This window comes from Vibrio sinaloensis DSM 21326 (genome assembly GCF_000189275.1).
In the GTDB taxonomy this organism is placed as follows: Bacteria; Pseudomonadota; Gammaproteobacteria; order Enterobacterales; family Vibrionaceae; genus Vibrio; species Vibrio sinaloensis.
The window spans coordinates 48,630-65,263 of sequence record NZ_AEVT01000067.1; the positions used below are offsets into that span (position 1 = coordinate 48,630).

A 16,634-nucleotide genomic window follows, 5' to 3' on the forward strand; every position below is an offset into this window, starting at 1 on the left:
ATATGGATAGAGTAAAGTTATGTTAATCGTCGTATCTCCTGCGAAAACGTTAGATTATGAATCGCCGCTAGCGACTGAAAAGTTTAGTCAACCTGAGCTGGTTGAGTATTCAAAGCAACTGATTGAGGTCTGCCGCAAACTGACGCCTGCAGACGTGGCCAGTTTGATGAAGGTGAGTGATAAGATCGCCGATCTCAATGTTGGACGTTTTCAAGAGTGGAGTGAAACGTTTACCGCCGACAATTCTCGCCAAGCGATCTTAGCCTTTAAGGGCGATGTTTACACAGGGCTTGATGCTCAAACATTGTCTGAAGACGATTTTGACTATGCGCAATCTCATCTTCGTATGCTTTCGGGCTTATATGGTTTGCTCAAGCCACTCGACCTAATGCAGCCATATCGCCTAGAAATGGGCACTAAGCTTGCCAACGATAAAGGGACGAACCTATATCAGTTTTGGGGAAATGTTATTACAGATAAGCTCAATCAGGCGATCAGCGAACAAGGCGATAATGTGCTTATTAACCTCGCATCGAATGAATACTTCAAAGCGGTCAAACCAAAAGCGTTGGATGCTCAAGTGATCACGCCTATTTTTAAAGATTGTAAGAATGGCCAATATAAAGTGATCAGTTTTTACGCCAAGAAAGCACGCGGTATGATGGCACGCTATATTATAGAGAATCGTATTTCGAGTGTGGCCGATTTGACTCAGTTTGATACGGCGGGCTACTACTTTGTCGAAGATGAATCGACACCAACCGAGTTAGTGTTCAAACGCGAAGAGCAGTAATAGTTAGGAGTAGGGGATGATTGACTGGTTTAAGCGTTTACTGGCTAAGTATGATGCTTGGTGTCTGTCTATGGGGCTTACCGCAGAAAATAAACGCAGTTGTGTCCCTTACCGCAGCGATCCCCACTCTGAAACACAAAGCAATAAAAAGGCGCATAAGTAATGCGCCTTTTTGACACTCATTGCCATTTGGATTTTGCTCCCTTTGCTGATGATATCGATAGTCATGTCGCTTTGGCTCATCGCAATAAGGTTGAACGCATAATTGTTCCTTCTATCGGGCCGAGTAACTGGCAGCATGTCGCTGACTTAGTCATGAAGTTTCCCTCGATTTATTACGCGCTAGGATTTCATCCTTACTTTCTTGAACCGGGTAGCTCTCAAGGCTTTAAACAGTTAGAGAAGTTGCTCGAGCAAAGGAGCGATAAGTGCGTCGCAATAGGTGAATGTGGCTTGGATGCAATAGTGTCTGTTGATAGTGCTCTGCAGGAGCAACTGTTTGTTCAGCAGCTACAAGTTGCAACAAACTGTCAACTTCCTCTTATTTTACACAGTCGGAAAACTCACAATCGATTGTTGCAATTAATTAAGCAAAACCGCTTTGTTTTTGGTGGTGTTTTGCACGGCTTTTCAGGCAGCTACCAGCAGGCGATGCAGTTTATTGAGCTCGGCTTCTATATTGGTGTCGGTGGTGTGATCAGTTATCCAAGGGCGAATAAAACCAGACAAGCTGTGGCGCAGCTGCCACTTGATAAGCTAGTGTTAGAAACGGATGCGCCCGACATGCCACTATATGGCTACCAAGGCAAGGCCAATCATCCAAAGATGATAGGTCAAATAGTGTCCTGCCTCGCAGAGCTAAAAGGAATGTCCGAGCAAACGATTGCTGAAAACGTTTGGAAAAATAGCAATTCGGCGTTCGGTATTTGTGAATAAATTCTAAATAAATTGTTCTTTTAGTGATTACTCGGAAGCTGAATGGTGATCTTGTTCACGTAAATGAGTGAACGCATGATGAATCTTATTAGAAACTGTGAGGACGGCATTACTTTATCAATGGACGGATGAGTATAATTGCCTCCGCTTTTGAGCTCCATTTTGTAACACGCCAACAAATAACATATAAGGAAGTCATAAACTATGAGCCTGTTTATGAGCCTAGTCGGTATGGCAGTATTGCTAGGAATTGCATTACTACTGTCTGATAACCGCAAAGCTATCAATCTAAGAACTGTGGGTGGCGCATTTGCTATCCAATTCATCATCGGTGGTTTCGTTCTTTACGTACCATGGGGTCGTGATCTTCTAGCTGGTTTCTCAGCTGGTGTACAAAACGTGATCGACTACGGTAAAGACGGTACTGGTTTCCTATTCGGCAGCCTAGTTAACTTCTCAGTTGACGGTATCGGTTTCATCTTTGCTTTCCAAGTACTACCAACGCTAATCTTCTTCTCTGCGCTAATTTCTGTACTTTACTACATCGGTGTGATGCAGTGGGTTATCAAGATTCTTGGTGGCGGTCTACAAAAAGCACTAGGTACTTCACGTGCCGAGTCAATGTCTGCAGCAGCTAACATTTTCGTAGGTCAAACAGAAGCACCACTAGTGGTTCGTCCGTTTGTACCTAAAATGACTCAATCTGAGCTATTTGCAGTAATGTGTGGTGGTCTTGCGTCTGTTGCTGGTGGTGTACTAGCCGGTTACGCATCTATGGGTGTACCTCTAGAGTACCTTGTAGCAGCATCATTCATGGCAGCACCAGGTGGTCTGCTGTTCGCTAAAATCATCAAACCAGAAGTTGATACTCCAGATGAAAGTCTAGGTAGCGATATCGATGGTGGTGACGACAAGCCAGCTAACGTTATCGACGCTGCGGCAGGTGGTGCATCAGTTGGTCTACAACTTGCGCTAAACGTTGGTGCAATGCTACTAGCATTCATCGGTCTAATCGCTCTTATCAACGGTATCCTAGGTGGCGTTGGCGGTTGGTTCGGTATGGAAAACCTAACTCTAGAACTTCTTCTAGGTTGGTTGTTCGCACCTCTAGCATTCCTAATCGGTGTTCCATGGGCTGAAGCAACATTTGCTGGTTCATTCATCGGTCAGAAACTGGTTGTTAACGAATTCGTTGCTTACCTAAACTTCGTACCTTACGTTGGTGATGCAGCACAAGTTGTTCCAGCAACTGGTCAAGTAATGTCTGAGAAGACTCAAGCAATCATCGCATTCGCTCTATGTGGTTTCGCAAACCTTTCTTCTATCGCGATTCTACTAGGTGGTCTAGGTGGTCTAGCTCCAAACCGTCGTCACGACATCGCTCGTATGGGTGTTAAAGCGGTTTGTGCTGGTACGCTATCTAACCTAATGGCGGCGACAATCGCTGGCTTCTTCCTATCTTTCTAATTGATTAAGCGAAAGATTATATAGACGCCGTTTTACAAAGCCCCGTAGCAAGTTTCTTGCTGCGGGGCTTTTTGTTTTTCTGTACTCAACTGGACGTGACTACAGTTTCAAGGACACCCTGAGTAATGAGCTCAAAAGCATTGTGTGTTCGGTTGGATAAGGTTTGCCTTTGGATGAGATTGAGCAAACGTTAACCAACGACTTTTTTGAGATACAAACCGTTTGCGCTCTATGAGCCACTACAGTTTTGCGACAAATATCTATAATGTATATATCTATAGAAAGTAGGTTATGACTTATGAATGAAGTTATCCTCGCGACCCTAGCTGGGTTTGTTGTCGGAATCCTGTTTTCAGCCATTAAGTTGCCCATCCCCGCTCCACCTGTCTTATCGGGTGTGATGGGGATAGTTGGTGTCTACTTAGGTGGCGTAGCTTATCAATGGATTATTGAAAAGTTTTTTAGCTAGCGTTGATTGATACAAGGAGTATGATGAGCGCTAGTCGTAGCGAGAGCTGCGTATACGTTAGACACATCGATCGCAGATTGTTGTGCCATAGACCAAACTGGTACTGTGCGGTGACAAGGATAGCAATTGGCATATTAATTCGCTGTATATGCCGAGTCTTCAAGGAACCAAGTCCGTTCATAAATGACTGAAGACCTGATCAATCGATCAGGCCAGTAAAATTTTTGAATATTGATCGGAGATAGAAATGAGCGATTTAAAAGCAGCAGCACTACGTGCACTTAAACTAATGGACCTAACTACGCTAAATGACGATGACACTGATGCGAAAGTTATTTCTCTATGTCATGACGCAAAATCAGCAGTAGGTAACACGGCTGCAATTTGTATTTACCCTCGCTTTATTCCTATTGCTAAGAAGACACTTCGTGAGCAAGGTACACCAGAAGTTCGCATTGCGACTGTAACTAACTTCCCACACGGTAACGATGATATCGATATCGCTGTTGCGGAAACAAAAGCCGCTATTGCATACGGTGCAGATGAAGTAGACGTAGTATTCCCATACCGCGCTCTAATGGCTGGTAACGAAGAAGTTGGTTTCGAGCTAGTTAAGCAATGTAAAGAAGCATGTGGCGATATCCTTCTAAAAGTCATCATCGAAACTGGTGAACTAAAAGAAGAAGCGTTAATCAAGAAAGCTTCTGAAATCTCAATCAAAGCAGGTGCAGATTTCATTAAAACTTCAACGGGTAAAGTGCCAGTAAACGCAACACCAGAATACGCTCGCATGATGCTAGAAGTGATTCGTGATATGGACGTTGCTGAAACTGTTGGTTTCAAACCAGCAGGTGGCGTACGTACTGCGGAAGATGCACAAGCTTACTTAGCAATGGCAGACGAAATTCTAGGTGATAACTGGGTTGATGCTCGTCACTACCGTTTCGGTGCGTCAAGCCTGCTAACTAACCTACTTAATACATTAGAAGTGACAGACGAGACTGCTGACCCAGCAGCTTACTAATTTTTTCGTTCGAGAATTAATAAAAATAAAGTCTGTTTGGTGGAGTAGTGCTTCGCTACTCCACATTACCTCTTTACCTTACAACCATCGCTAACTTTAGCGTGGGAGGAACTAATGTATCTACCTCAAGAAATCATTCGTAAAAAACGCGACGGCGAAGTATTAACTGCCGACGAAATTAACTTTTTCATCCAAGGTGTGGCGAAAAACACAGTATCTGAAGGCCAGATTGCTGCGTTTGCGATGGCTATTTTCTTCAACGAGATGACCATGCCAGAACGCATTGCACTGACGTGTGCAATGCGCGATTCAGGTATGGTGATCGACTGGAGTCACAAAGAGTTTGGCGGCCCAATCGTTGATAAGCACTCAACGGGCGGTGTTGGTGACGTCACTTCACTTATGCTTGGCCCTATGGTGGCAGCATGTGGTGGCTTCGTTCCTATGATCTCTGGTCGCGGTCTTGGTCATACTGGTGGCACACTAGACAAACTTGAGTCAATTCCGGGTTACAACATTACCCCAAATAATGAAGTGTTTGGTGATGTGACAAAAGATGCGGGCGTGGCGATCATCGGTCAGACAGGCGATCTTGCTCCTGCAGATAAGCGTGTGTATGCGACTCGCGATATTACCGCAACAGTAGATAACATCTCACTGATCACTGCATCGATTCTGTCCAAGAAACTGGCTGCGGGTCTTGAGTCACTGGTTATGGACGTAAAAGTCGGTTCAGGCGCATTCATGCCAACTTACGAAGCATCAGAAGAACTAGCAAAATCTATCGTTGCAGTAGCAAATGGTGCCGGTACTAAGACAACCGCGATTCTTACCGATATGAACCAAGTGCTGGCTTCATCTGCGGGTAACGCAGTAGAAGTTCGCGAAGCCGTTCAGTTCCTAACTGGTGAATACCGTAACCCTCGTCTTCTTGAAGTTACGATGGCTTCATGTGCGGAAATGTTGGTTCTTGGCAAGCTCGCTGAGAACACTGAAGATGCACGCGCTAAACTTATGGAAGTGCTGGATAACGGTAAAGCGGCAGAGTGCTTCGGTAAAATGGTAGCTGGTTTAGGCGGCCCGGTAGATTTTGTTGAAAACTATGACAACTACCTAGAAAAAGCCGACATCATTAAACCTGTTTTTGCAGACCAATCGGGTGTTGTATCAGCAATGGATACCCGCGCAATTGGTATGGCTGTGGTCTCTATGGGTGGTGGCCGTCGCGTAGCAACTGATGAAATCGACTACGCTGTAGGTTTCGATGGCTTTATTCGTTTGGGTGAAGAAGCGTCCAGCGATAAACCGTTAGCGGTTATCCATGCTCGTAGTGAAGAGCAATGGCAAGAAGCGGCAGATGCCCTTAAGAAAGCGATTACGATTGGTGGTGAGTACACACCAACGCCTGAGGTATATCGTCAAATCCGCGCAGAAGACGTTTAATTTAAATTACACAGGCCTGCTTGCATCACAATAATATTAAGTTGAGTGGGCCTAAGGAAAGAGCAATGAAAAGAGCATTTATTTTAGTCTTAGACTCCTTTGGTATTGGCGCAACAGCGGATGCTAAAGATTTTGGAGATGTCGGTTCTGACACGCTAGGTCATATTGCCGAGCAGTGTGATAAAGGTCTTGCAGACAACGCAGAGCGCAGTGGCCAACTTAAGCTGCCAAACCTATCTAAACTAGGTTTAGCGATGGCTCATAAAGAGTCGACTGGCAGCTTCGCACCGGGACTTGACGTAGACGCAGAAATCATCGGTGCTTACGGCCATGCTGCTGAGCTATCTTCTGGTAAAGATACGCCATCTGGTCACTGGGAAATTGCCGGTGTACCTGTGTTGTTCGATTGGGGCTACTTCACGGATAAAGAGAACAGCTTCCCGAAAGAGCTGACTGACCGAATCCTTGAGCGCGCAGGCCTTGATGGTTTCCTAGGTAACTGCCATGCATCGGGCACTCAGGTTCTTGATGACTTGGGTGAAGAGCACATGAAGACTGGCCAACCAATCTTCTATACGTCAGCAGACTCTGTATTCCAGATCGCTTGTCACGAAGAGACATTTGGTTTGGATCGCTTGTTAGAGCTTTGCCAAATCGCTCGTGAAGAGCTAGAAGATTACAATATTGGTCGCGTTATCGCGCGCCCGTTTATTGGTCCGGGTAAAGGTCAGTTTGAGCGTACCGGTAACCGTCGTGATCTATCAGTAGAGCCACCATCAGCAACGATTCTACAAAAACTGGTGGATGAAAAGGGCGGTGACGTTCACTCGATCGGGAAAATCTCCGATATTTACGCTGGTTGCGGTATCACTAAGAAGACGAAAGCAACGGGTATTCCTGCGCTGTTTGAAGCGACAAAAGAAGCCATCGCAGAAGCGGGCGATAATACGATTGTATTTACCAACTTTGTTGATTTCGATTCGGCTTATGGCCACCGTCGTGATGTTGCAGGTTACGCTGCAGCACTAGAGTATTTTGATGGTCGCATCCATGAAGTGATGGATCTGATGGAAGAAGATGACATTCTTATCCTAACCGCAGACCACGGTTGTGACCCAACTTGGCCGGGCACGGACCACACTCGTGAGCATATCCCAGTGATTGTTTACGGTCAGAAGGTTCCTGCTGGCTCTCTTGGCCTTCGCGAAACCTTCGCCGATATTGGCCAAACACTGGCGAGCCATTTTGGTACGTCACCAATGGATTACGGTAAGAGCTTTCTGTAACTCCATCCATAATAAATAAGAATAGAGGGCTAAGCCCTCTATTCTTTTGTTGTTAAAACCTTAATTCGATACTGAAAAGGAAATGAAATCATGGCAACTCCACATATCAACGCTGAAATGGGCGCATTTGCAGATGTCGTACTGATGCCGGGTGACCCGCTACGTGCTAAATACATCGCAGAGACATTCCTAGACGATGTGGTTCAAGTTTGTGACGTCCGCAATATGTACGGTTTCACAGGTACTTACAAAGGTCGTAAAGTCTCTGTAATGGGTCATGGTATGGGTATCCCTTCATGTTCAATCTACGCGACTGAACTGATTAAAGACTTCGGTGTGAAGAAGATCATTCGTGTTGGTAGTTGTGGTGCCGTGAGTGAAGACATCAAAGTACGAGATGTTGTGATTGGCATGGGGGCGTGTACGGATTCTAAAGTGAACCGCATTCGTTTCAAAGGCCATGACTTTGCTGCTATTGCTGATTACAAGATGGTGCGTGCTGCAGAAGATGCGGCTAAAGCACGTGGTATTGAAGTGAAAGTCGGTAATTTATTCTCTGCAGAGCTATTCTACACGCCAGATCCAGAAATGTTCGACGTGATGGACAAGTACGGTATTGTTGGTGTTGAAATGGAAGCGGCGGGTATCTACGGTGTGTGTGCGGAGTACGGTGCAAAAGCACTGACGATTTGTACTGTGTCTGACCACATTAAGACTGGCGAGCAAACGACCTCAGATGAGCGTCAAACAACCTTCAACGACATGATGATTGTTGCACTAGATTCAGTATTGTTGGGCGACGCAGAGTAATCGCAGACAACGCTCAAAACGAAAAAGGGTTGGCCATCATGCCAACCCTTTTATTTTTTGGATGCTGGTTACATATCTTTCAGTAACAAGTTTTCACCTTTCTGTTTCGGCTTACGACGAATCACAATCGCAAGCAGTAGGCCTGCAATAAAGCTCATTCCAACCATGGTGTACATGTAACGATCACTTTTACGGTAGTAGTGATCGGAGAAAGCGGTGACTTGGCCTGTTTCGAACGTGATACGGACAAACCCTAATACCCCATTATCGTGCACGATGGGTTCCACCAACTGCTGTTTACCGATCCGCGCTGTTTCAAGTGGCGTGTCTAAGCCTAGGATCTGTCGTACGGATCTCGCGTTGTCACTAGACGCTAAGCGAACTCCCTCCGCATCGTAGATCGCCGCATCATAGACTAAATCGTCTTTTGCCAGTTGATTGGTTAATTGAAGTAGCCGTTCTTGATCTTGATTGATGAGCATATCACCGGCAGACAAAGATGCCTGGGTAACTAAGATTTGCGTTAAAGTCTCCAACTGGTTTTGTTGGATCTGTTCGTTACCTTTAGTGATCTTAACGCTATTGACACCAATCACTGCCACCATAGCGATCAAAGATAGAATCGCCAGGGCACGTAGGGCATTTCGAAAAGAAAACAGAGATGAATCCATTTTGCACCAAAATTTCGTTAAAATTCGCTGAAGAACAGTTTGGGACTTGCGCTTGCAAATTGCAATAGGTTAACGTGTGGCAAGGTTTTATAAGGATTTTAAACATGGACAGGTTACATACTCTTCCCATTCAACGTCATATTCCTCTTGTTAACCGTCTTCCAGAGGCGCGCCTTTCAACAAGCTTTGAAAAACAAAAAGCCAATTGGATTGTGTTCAGCACTTACTTATCTGCCGCGCAGTTTGAAGACATCGACTTTTATACTGGCTACTACAACTCAGTGGTCGACGTCTGGAAAGTGGGCCAATACGAAGTCGCTTTAATGGCGGGGCAATTAACGTCAGAGCACGAAGAAATTTTGCAAGCGCTAGAAATGGATTATGCCAAGCTGCAAGATATTCCAGACTTGAGTAAACCCGGTTTGGTGGTTTTTGATATGGACTCAACGGCGATTCAAATCGAATGCATTGACGAAATCGCTAAACTTGCTGGCGTTGGGGAAGAAGTAGCAGAAGTTACCGAACGTGCCATGCAAGGTGAACTCGACTTCGAGCAAAGTTTGCGTCAACGAGTGGCGAAGTTAAAAGGCGCGGATGAGAATATTCTGCAACAGGTTCGACAGGAGCTTCCTCTCATGCCTGATTTACCGCAGTTAATTGCAACCTTTAAACGTTTTGGTTGGAAAACGGCAATTGCTTCAGGTGGTTTTACCTACTTCTCTGATTACTTAAAAGAGCAGCTAGATTTGGATTTTGCGCAGTCTAATCAGCTGGAAATTCAGAAGGGTAAATTGACTGGTAAAGTGCTTGGCGAGGTTGTCTCGGCACAAACGAAAGCAGACATTCTTGAGCAATTGGCAGAAGAGTATGATGTTGAGCCTCACAATACGATTGCAGTTGGCGACGGCGCGAATGATCTTACGATGATGGCGGCCGCAGGGCTGGGCATCGCTTATCATGCTAAGCCTAAGGTGGAGCAGCAGGCTCAGACCGCGATTCGATTTAGCGGCTTAGGTGGGGTAATTTGTATTTTGTCTGCCATCTTAGTTAAGCAGAAAAGGGTCAGTTTCAGCCCTTTGAAATAGAGTGAAAAGCGAGGTTATCCTCGCTTTTTTTATTGGGTTAACTCAAGTCGAATCAGCACTTCTTCGGTAATGTCAGTCAGCTCTGCGTACCCTTGAATCGAGTTAATCTCTTTCTCTAGTGTTCGAGCCTTGTGCAAACTGACTTGGCTGAGTTCTTGGAGATCGGTTTGAACGAGCGCTGTCATCGCATCAAACACAGGTGCACTGCACACGCGTAGTGCGTAAAACTCACCCATCGATTGTGCTTTCTTAATGAAAGTAATGCGCTCCTGAATGCTGGAGAAGTCACTACACAGTTTCGATTCGACCGATTGAATTCGAGTGCCAAACTTGAGCGCCATCAAATACAAATCTTGATACTGAGGCTGTGCGCCTTCGATGCGTTTCATCGGTTGAGCCAATAAGGTATTGGTTCTCCCCTTATAGATCGGCTCTATTGAGTAATTTGCTTCGTTCCCCAGCTTCGCAAGTAGTGTCAAGAAAGCGGGAATCGGGTAGTTGATCCCGATGACTTTGGGTTTAAGGTTATTGCCTTTTTTCTCAACGAATATCGGTGTACTCACGACCTTATCTAGCAAGATATCATGTAAGCCTTCTAACAATGCATTACTTGGCAGCAGTTCTTTTTTGGCGATCAATTTATCTTGGTTGTGACTGATCAAGCGGCCAAAGAAAGCGATTACACGTAGGTTTTGGCTCTCATCTGTGATAACCAATTGGAGTTTTTTTCCACTCGGGCTCACGCGGATAATGCGATAAGGCACGCTACTGAGAGGGAGCTTCTTATCGTATAGCTGCAGTTCGTTGAAATTGATGGTGCAGAGGTCTCCAGCTTTTAAACTACAAGGCTCTGTCAGCGCGATACTTATCCCATGCTTGGATAGGTCTAAGGTTGTCCCAGAAATAGGGTTACCGTCCTCCTGAGAGAACTCTAGCGGTGATCTAAACTGGTAGCGAGGTTCTTTGCGGCGAGACTTTGCATCAAAATACAAGCAAAGAGGGTTATAACCGGGGTTACGTGAATGTCTGAAGCGATTAAGTTCGCTGCTGGCTAAGCGAGGTTTATCCGTTAACAGGTAATCTTGACGACTACGACTGTCACTGATTTCTTGTAACATACCGCAATGGGTTAAGCAGTTTGGCTCTAACCCCAGCTCGGTGGAGTGCTGTGATAGCTCTTGCTTTTCTTCTTCAGACAATTCAAAAACGGAGAGACGAAAGGCTTTCCAGCTCTCTTTTTTGGCTCCAATATGCCAAAACAGTTGGCGTACTTCACGCGTTGCTTCGGGCATCAGCATAGAGAAAAATAGCGTCTGACCTTTGTGCTCATGAGTAAAGGCATACAGTACATTGTTACTGCCCTTCATTCCGGGTGTTGTGAGCTGAGCCATGCGCTGTTGATTGAACAAACTGCTTAAGGTTTGTTGGTTGCGCTCATCTTGCCAGTATTGCCAAATCGCCTGATTGTTTTCCGTCATCAAGGCGAGCTTGAGCTCATCCCCGCTGAAGAATACCGGTAAGTTGCAAGTGTGTTTAAGGTAAGTGTGCTCATACCCTCGCGAACGAGCCCTGATGATTTTGTCTTGGTTATCGTGACGTGTTTTTTGCGCGTCGCTTTTCAAATACTGTTCGATGACTAAGTTGAGCGTGTTACTTTCGTCCAGTTTCAGCAGGCGCAGGAACTTGACCGCATCATTCTCATAGGAATCATCAATGCCAACGATTCGATAAGGTACTGGCGTCTTAATGCCTTCGATGTCGGTGTTTTTTTCTAGCTCGACAAAGCGAACATTGATCACTTCCCCCAGTTTGTAACCGAAAGCAGAGGGAACTTTAAATTTTGCGCCAGAGGGAGACAGGTCGATAGTGACGGCGTGGACAATTTGGCTGTTTGCGAGCTTGATTTCAATTTGCGAAGAAATCTTTAGGCGATTTTCACGACGTTTTAAGTCATAGCCTAGATTGATTGGTTCGACTTCAAGCCCTGCGCTTTCTTGGCTGTTACTGCCGCTTAATGATTGGCCACGCTGTTTCATTACCCTGAAATTGTTATGGGTATTGCACAGTGCTTCCCACACGCCTTCGGTGTAAGAGCCAAATTTGCGTGTGTTCTTGTGGTAGGCATTAAAAGCGACATCATCGAGCCAGTGTTTTAGGCCGTCGAGCTCATATTCGCGACACTCACCTTTCACTCGTCCTCTCAGGTCGATGCTTTTGGTACATGGGGCCATGACACGGTTAAGCTCCATCTTAACCAAGATTTTGACCGACGGCGGCTCGCCTTCCGTCATTTGTCCCAGAAGGAACTCAAAATCATCAGCACGGTAAGCAGGAATCAGTCTTTCTGCTAGGGAGAGGATTTCAGCTTGCTGCATATTTGTTGCTTAAAGTATTCCATACTCAGTTTATCGACCTTGATATTACGATCTTTAGTGATATGTTACCGCGAATCAAGCAAAATTAAGTGCAAAGCAATATCTCACTTCACAAATACCAACATGAGGCAACATGGCTAAAGCGAAAACGGCATATGTGTGTAATGACTGTGGGGCAGACTTCCCACGTTGGCAAGGGCAATGTAACGCGTGCGGCGCTTGGAATACGATCAGCGAAGTGCGTTTAGCTGCCTCACCCGCCGCAGCTCGTAACGAACGTTTGTCCGGCTATGCAGGCAACAGCGGTGAGACCAAAGTTCAAACCCTGTCTGAGATTGATCTGCAGGAGGTCCCACGCTTTACCAGTGGGTACAAAGAATTTGACCGAGTGCTAGGTGGCGGTGTGGTACCGGGCGCGGCGATTCTCATTGGTGGTAACCCTGGGGCGGGCAAGTCGACCTTATTGTTGCAAACCATGTGTTACTTAGCGTCGCAAATGCCGACTCTGTATGTCACTGGCGAGGAATCATTACAGCAGGTTGCAATGCGAGCCTCTCGTCTTGGGTTACCTAAAGATAACCTGAAAATGTTGTCAGAAACCAACGTCGACCGTATCTGTCAAATTGCGGAAAAAGAGCAGCCAAAAATCATGGTGATTGACTCGATTCAGGTAATGCATGTGTCTGATGTTCAGTCTTCCCCAGGGAGCGTTGCGCAAGTCCGAGAGTCGGCGACCGCTCTAACGCGCTACGCAAAACAGAATAATGTCTCCGTTTTTATTGTTGGCCACGTAACCAAAGATGGCACATTGGCGGGGCCTAAAGTACTCGAGCATATTATCGATTGCTCTGTGTTATTGGATGGCGGTACGGACAACCGTTTCAGAACAATGCGAAGCCATAAAAACCGTTTTGGTGCGGTGAATGAGTTAGGTGTGTTTGCCATGACGGGACAGGGGCTTAAAGAAGTCAGCAATCCGTCAGCGATATTCTTATCTCGTGGCGAAGAGGAAACATCAGGCAGCTCGGTGATGGTCGTCTGGGAAGGTACACGTCCATTGTTGGTCGAGATTCAGGCGTTAGTCGATTACTCTCAGCTCGCTAATCCACGTCGAGTAGCGGTCGGTTTAGAGCAAAATCGTCTTTCGCTACTACTGGCAGTTCTGCACAAGCACGGCGGCTTACAAATGGCGGATCAAGATGTATTCGTTAATGTTGTCGGTGGGGTTAAGGTGACGGAAACCAGCGCGGATTTAGCCTTGGTGATGGCGCTGCTGTCGAGTTTTCGTGACCGTCCGTTGGCTAAAGATGTCGTCGTATTTGGTGAAGTGGGGTTGGCTGGAGAAATTCGACCTGTACCAAGTGGCCAAGAGCGTTTGAACGAAGCGTTTAAGCATGGCTTTAAGAAAGCGATTGTTCCGGCAGCCAATATGCCGAAAGGGGGCATTCCTGGAATGCAGATTCACGGGGTTAAAAAGCTAAGTGAAGCGATCGAGGCGTTTGACGAGCTTTAGGGCTGAGCTTACTCACCAAGAAAGAAGGGTTGCCTAAAGTGGCAACCCTTTAATATTCTGCAGAATTAAAGCATATCGACGGCTTTCTCAACGGCCATGATCAACCTGTCAACGTCTTCCATTGTATTGTAAAGCGCAAAAGAGGCTCTGATCGTCCCTTTAACGCCCAATGCATCCATTAAGGGGTGTGCGCAGTGGTTACCTGCGCGTACCGCAATCCCTTGCTGATCCAGTAATGTCGCGACATCTTGGTGATGAACACCGTCAACAACGAAAGAGATGACTGACGCCCCCGGTTGGTAGCCCAAGATCTGCACGTCTTCGAACTGGCTCAGCTTTTGGTAAGCAGTTTCCACTAAGTGGTGGATGTGCTGCTCAACTTGGTTAGGATCAAACGAGCGATACCATTCGATTGCGGTTGATAGGGCAATGGCACCCGCAACATTAGGGGTGCCAGCTTCAAATTTCCCGGGGACCTGGCTAAAGGTTGTGCCGTCGAAAGAGACCTTATCGACCATCTTGCCACCACCGTGCCATGGTGGCATTGCTTCGAGCAGAGCCAATTTAGCGTATAGGACGCCGATACCTGCAGGTGCAAACAGTTTGTGACCAGAGAATACGTAGAAATCCGCATCTAGAGTTTTGACGTCAACCGACTCATGAACAATACCTTGAGCACCATCTACGACGACGACTGCTCCCAGTTTATGCGCTTGCTGGATGACGGCTTCAATCGGTTGACGAGTACCGGTTACATTGGTGATATGCGCTAGAGCCACGATTTTGGTGTTTGTGGATAATCGCTCCTCAAATGCTGTCAAATCGAACTGACATCTATCAGTCATGGGCACTTTAACAACCTTTGCTCCGGTTTGCTCTGCCACAATCTGCCACGGGACAATGTTTGCGTGGTGCTCCATCTCACTGACTAAGATCTCATCACCCGCTTTAAGCGTATTGCGGGCATAGGTTTGGGCGATGAGATTGAGCGCTTCTGTTGCCCCGCGAGTCCAAATCACTTCTTTACTCGAACTGGCACCAATAAAATCGGCCACATGCTGCCTTGCGCCTTCAAACTGGCTAGTGGCGTGGGCGGTTAAGCTATGACTACCACGGTGGACATTGGCATTTTGTTGACTGTAGTAGTGAGTGATGGCCTCAATGACACATTGAGGCTTCTGCGTCGTCGCAGCGCTGTCTAGGTAAACTAAACGCTGGCTATTCACTTGCTGACGAAGTGCGGGAAACTGCTCCGCAACCTGGTTCGCTTCAAACATTAGGCATCACCCAGTTTGTGATATTGCAAGGTTGGAATGGTGACCATAGGCTCTGCAACGGTCCAAGCATGGGCTTTACCCGACAGATTAATGATGATCTCCATTGCAAACTCGAGCGCCGTGCCGGGCCCTTGACTGGTCAACAAGTTGTGGTTTATGTCGTAAGTCACGCGTTTTACGCGGCGATATTTTTCACCAATACGGTCTTGAAAGCTTGGGTGACACGTCATTAACGCTTGAGGGTATAAATTGTGGTGCAGTAGCACCAGCGCAGGGGCTGCACAGATCGCCGCAACAAGTTTACCTTCGTACATTTGCTGGCGGACAATCTCTACCAATACGGTGCTGTCACGAAAAGTCTCAGCGCCTTGTACACCACCTGGCAAGATAACGGCATCGAATTCATCATCTGCCACATCGACGAGTTTGCAATCGGCGGTTAGGGTGACTCCTCGTGAGGCTTTCATCGTAAGTTCGCCGTCGAAATCGGCACTCGCTACCACGACTTGATATCCAGCACGTACCATCATATCGATGATGGTAACGGCTTCCATCTCTTCGCTGCCTGGTGCAATTGGGATCAGTACTTTTTTACTCATGAATCCAGCTCTGTTCTATCTGTTTAATGTGTTTGAAGAGGGCGCTATTTGTCGGTGTTGAAATACCGTGTTGTTGCGCTTTTTGCAGCAAATAGCCTGTTATAAAGTCTATTTCACTTTGTCGTTGGTGGAAAATATCTTGCTGCATTGACGAATGGTTTTTTGCGGTGGCTTCGATCACATGATAAATGCGCGCTTCTAGTTGTTGTTCCGTTACCTCAACCCCCTCCGCATTCATGACTTGGCTAACTTCACCAATAATGGCGTGGATTGCCTCTGCGTAATGGGGTTCAGCCAATTGGCCATTGTAAATTTGGTGAATAGCGGTGAGTGGGTTAATCGCGCAGTTTATAGCTAGCTTGTTCCACAAAGCATTTAAGATTTGGCTATTCCACTCGACATGGGCTAATGCGTGATGGAATACCTCAGTCACAAATTGACATTGCATGCCAGTCTGGTTGTAGCCACCTATTTGCGTTGACCCTAAGCCAGTATGCAAAACTTGCTCAGAACTGCTTCTTAACGCGCCATGTGTGGTTGTAGCGAGCAGTAGAGGGTTATTGGGCAGTAGCTGGCTGATTTGTTCCGCGGTTCCCATACCATTGTGCATAAGAACGACAATGCAGTCGGCGTCAATCTCTTGCTTAATTGAGGTGAGTGCTTGGGCGACTTGTGGCGCTTTTACGGTGACCAACAACAGATCTGCGTTACGCAGGCTATCAAGATGATTGTTTTGTACCGAAATAATAGGGTGTTGGTCGACTTGTAGTGGAATAAAAGGCGACTGACGTCTTGAATAGACGCTGACCGAGTGTCCGGCTTGGTGGAGTGAATATGCCCAAAGGGAGCCGACAGCTCCAGGACCGAGTACCACAATGTTCATGCA

Annotated in this window: 16 protein-coding genes; 11 read left to right on the forward strand and 5 right to left on the reverse strand. The window is 46.5% G+C overall.

Features of this window, described 5'->3' with window-relative positions; genetic code table 11:
• Positions 1 to 19 precede the first annotated feature (19 nt).
• The 9 genes from yaaA to deoD all read left to right on the forward strand — a co-directional run bounded on the left by yaaA (position 20) and on the right by deoD (position 8,228).
• Positions 20 to 793, forward strand: a complete 774-nt coding sequence (gene yaaA, locus RH45_RS11715; protein ID WP_008077381.1) for a peroxide stress protein YaaA — start codon at positions 20 to 22, stop codon at positions 791 to 793.
• Positions 794 to 809: 16 nt separating this feature from the next.
• Complete coding sequence (locus RH45_RS23445; protein ID WP_008077382.1) at positions 810 to 956, forward strand: DUF5363 family protein; 147 nt, start codon at positions 810 to 812, stop codon at positions 954 to 956.
• On the forward strand, positions 956 to 1,729 hold the full coding sequence (locus RH45_RS11720; RefSeq protein WP_008077383.1) for a TatD family hydrolase: 774 nt from the start codon (positions 956 to 958) through the stop codon (positions 1,727 to 1,729). Before RH45_RS23445 ends, RH45_RS11720 begins: the two co-directional genes overlap by 1 nt.
• 204 nt (positions 1,730 to 1,933) lie before the next feature.
• Positions 1,934 to 3,196 (forward strand): NupC/NupG family nucleoside CNT transporter, encoded by a 1,263-nt coding sequence (locus RH45_RS11725; protein ID WP_008077384.1) that lies wholly within the window; start codon positions 1,934 to 1,936, stop codon positions 3,194 to 3,196.
• Between the two features lie 298 nt (positions 3,197 to 3,494).
• Entirely contained in the window at positions 3,495 to 3,665 is a 171-nt protein-coding gene (locus RH45_RS11730) for a XapX domain-containing protein (protein ID WP_008077385.1), read from the forward strand.
• Between the two features lie 247 nt (positions 3,666 to 3,912).
• On the forward strand, positions 3,913 to 4,689 hold the full coding sequence (gene deoC, locus RH45_RS11735; RefSeq protein WP_008077386.1) for a deoxyribose-phosphate aldolase: 777 nt from the start codon (positions 3,913 to 3,915) through the stop codon (positions 4,687 to 4,689).
• A gap of 114 nt (positions 4,690 to 4,803) precedes the next feature.
• Positions 4,804 to 6,132: a thymidine phosphorylase gene (gene deoA / locus RH45_RS11740; protein ID WP_008077388.1), complete on the forward strand. Its 1,329-nt coding sequence runs from the start codon at positions 4,804 to 4,806 to the stop codon at positions 6,130 to 6,132.
• Positions 6,133 to 6,197: 65 nt separating this feature from the next.
• The gene (locus tag RH45_RS11745; RefSeq protein WP_008077390.1) at positions 6,198 to 7,418 is read left to right on the forward strand and encodes a phosphopentomutase; all 1,221 of its coding nucleotides are present in this window, start codon (positions 6,198 to 6,200) and stop codon (positions 7,416 to 7,418) included.
• Between the two features lie 90 nt (positions 7,419 to 7,508).
• On the forward strand, positions 7,509 to 8,228 hold the full coding sequence (gene deoD, locus RH45_RS11750; RefSeq protein WP_008077392.1) for a purine-nucleoside phosphorylase: 720 nt from the start codon (positions 7,509 to 7,511) through the stop codon (positions 8,226 to 8,228).
• A gap of 68 nt (positions 8,229 to 8,296) precedes the next feature.
• Here the strand turns inward: deoD and RH45_RS11755 are convergent, their stop codons facing one another.
• Positions 8,297 to 8,899: a YtjB family periplasmic protein gene (locus RH45_RS11755; RefSeq protein ID WP_008077393.1), complete on the reverse strand. Its 603-nt coding sequence runs from the start codon at positions 8,897 to 8,899 to the stop codon at positions 8,297 to 8,299.
• Between the two features lie 104 nt (positions 8,900 to 9,003).
• Between RH45_RS11755 and serB the strand changes: the two genes are divergently transcribed.
• A complete protein-coding gene (gene serB, locus RH45_RS11760) occupies positions 9,004 to 9,984 on the forward strand; it encodes a phosphoserine phosphatase (protein ID WP_008077395.1) in 981 nt (326 codons plus the stop codon).
• A gap of 29 nt (positions 9,985 to 10,013) precedes the next feature.
• Here the strand turns inward: serB and RH45_RS11765 are convergent, their stop codons facing one another.
• Complete coding sequence (locus RH45_RS11765; RefSeq protein WP_008077397.1) at positions 10,014 to 12,359, reverse strand: PilZ domain-containing protein; 2,346 nt, start codon at positions 12,357 to 12,359, stop codon at positions 10,014 to 10,016.
• 133 nt (positions 12,360 to 12,492) lie between these two features.
• On the opposite strand from RH45_RS11765, the gene radA reads away from it, so the two are divergent.
• Positions 12,493 to 13,872 carry a DNA repair protein RadA gene (gene radA / locus RH45_RS11770; protein ID WP_008077400.1) on the forward strand — a complete coding sequence of 460 codons (1,380 nt, stop codon included), beginning with the start codon at positions 12,493 to 12,495 and terminating at the stop codon, positions 13,870 to 13,872.
• A 65-nt stretch (positions 13,873 to 13,937) separates the two neighbouring features.
• Here radA and csdA read toward each other — a convergent pair whose 3' ends face one another.
• From csdA to panE, 3 genes are read right to left on the reverse strand one after another with little or no spacing between them, the layout of a single operon-like run.
• Positions 13,938 to 15,149: a cysteine desulfurase CsdA gene (gene csdA, locus RH45_RS11775; protein WP_008077402.1), complete on the reverse strand. Its 1,212-nt coding sequence runs from the start codon at positions 15,147 to 15,149 to the stop codon at positions 13,938 to 13,940.
• Positions 15,149 to 15,748, reverse strand: coding sequence for a DJ-1 family glyoxalase III (locus RH45_RS11780; RefSeq protein ID WP_008077403.1), 600 nt, complete (start codon positions 15,746 to 15,748; stop codon positions 15,149 to 15,151). The genes csdA and RH45_RS11780 overlap by 1 nt, the downstream gene beginning before the upstream one ends.
• A complete protein-coding gene (gene panE, locus RH45_RS11785; RefSeq protein WP_008077406.1) occupies positions 15,741 to 16,631 on the reverse strand; it encodes a 2-dehydropantoate 2-reductase in 891 nt (296 codons plus the stop codon). The genes RH45_RS11780 and panE overlap by 8 nt, the downstream gene beginning before the upstream one ends.
• Positions 16,632 to 16,634 lie beyond the last annotated feature (3 nt).

Bases quoted from the DNA above. Each gene is read 5' to 3' on its own strand.
- yaaA (WP_008077381.1), top strand. From the start codon at position 20: ATGTTAATCGTCGTATCTCCTGCGAAAACGTTAGATTATGAATCGCCG.
- RH45_RS23445 (WP_008077382.1), top strand. From the start codon at position 810: ATGATTGACTGGTTTAAGCGTTTACTGGCTAAGTATGATGCTTGGTGT.
- RH45_RS11720 (WP_008077383.1), top strand. From the start codon at position 956: ATGCGCCTTTTTGACACTCATTGCCATTTGGATTTTGCTCCCTTTGCT.
- RH45_RS11725 (WP_008077384.1), top strand. From the start codon at position 1,934: ATGAGCCTGTTTATGAGCCTAGTCGGTATGGCAGTATTGCTAGGAATT.
- RH45_RS11730 (WP_008077385.1), top strand. From the start codon at position 3,495: ATGAATGAAGTTATCCTCGCGACCCTAGCTGGGTTTGTTGTCGGAATC.
- deoC (WP_008077386.1), top strand. From the start codon at position 3,913: ATGAGCGATTTAAAAGCAGCAGCACTACGTGCACTTAAACTAATGGAC.
- deoA (WP_008077388.1), top strand. From the start codon at position 4,804: ATGTATCTACCTCAAGAAATCATTCGTAAAAAACGCGACGGCGAAGTA.
- RH45_RS11745 (WP_008077390.1), top strand. From the start codon at position 6,198: ATGAAAAGAGCATTTATTTTAGTCTTAGACTCCTTTGGTATTGGCGCA.
- deoD (WP_008077392.1), top strand. From the start codon at position 7,509: ATGGCAACTCCACATATCAACGCTGAAATGGGCGCATTTGCAGATGTC.
- RH45_RS11755 (WP_008077393.1), bottom strand. From the start codon at position 8,899: ATGGATTCATCTCTGTTTTCTTTTCGAAATGCCCTACGTGCCCTGGCG.
- serB (WP_008077395.1), top strand. From the start codon at position 9,004: ATGGACAGGTTACATACTCTTCCCATTCAACGTCATATTCCTCTTGTT.
- RH45_RS11765 (WP_008077397.1), bottom strand. From the start codon at position 12,359: ATGCAGCAAGCTGAAATCCTCTCCCTAGCAGAAAGACTGATTCCTGCT.
- radA (WP_008077400.1), top strand. From the start codon at position 12,493: ATGGCTAAAGCGAAAACGGCATATGTGTGTAATGACTGTGGGGCAGAC.
- csdA (WP_008077402.1), bottom strand. From the start codon at position 15,149: ATGTTTGAAGCGAACCAGGTTGCGGAGCAGTTTCCCGCACTTCGTCAG.
- RH45_RS11780 (WP_008077403.1), bottom strand. From the start codon at position 15,748: ATGAGTAAAAAAGTACTGATCCCAATTGCACCAGGCAGCGAAGAGATG.
- panE (WP_008077406.1), bottom strand. From the start codon at position 16,631: ATGAACATTGTGGTACTCGGTCCTGGAGCTGTCGGCTCCCTTTGGGCA.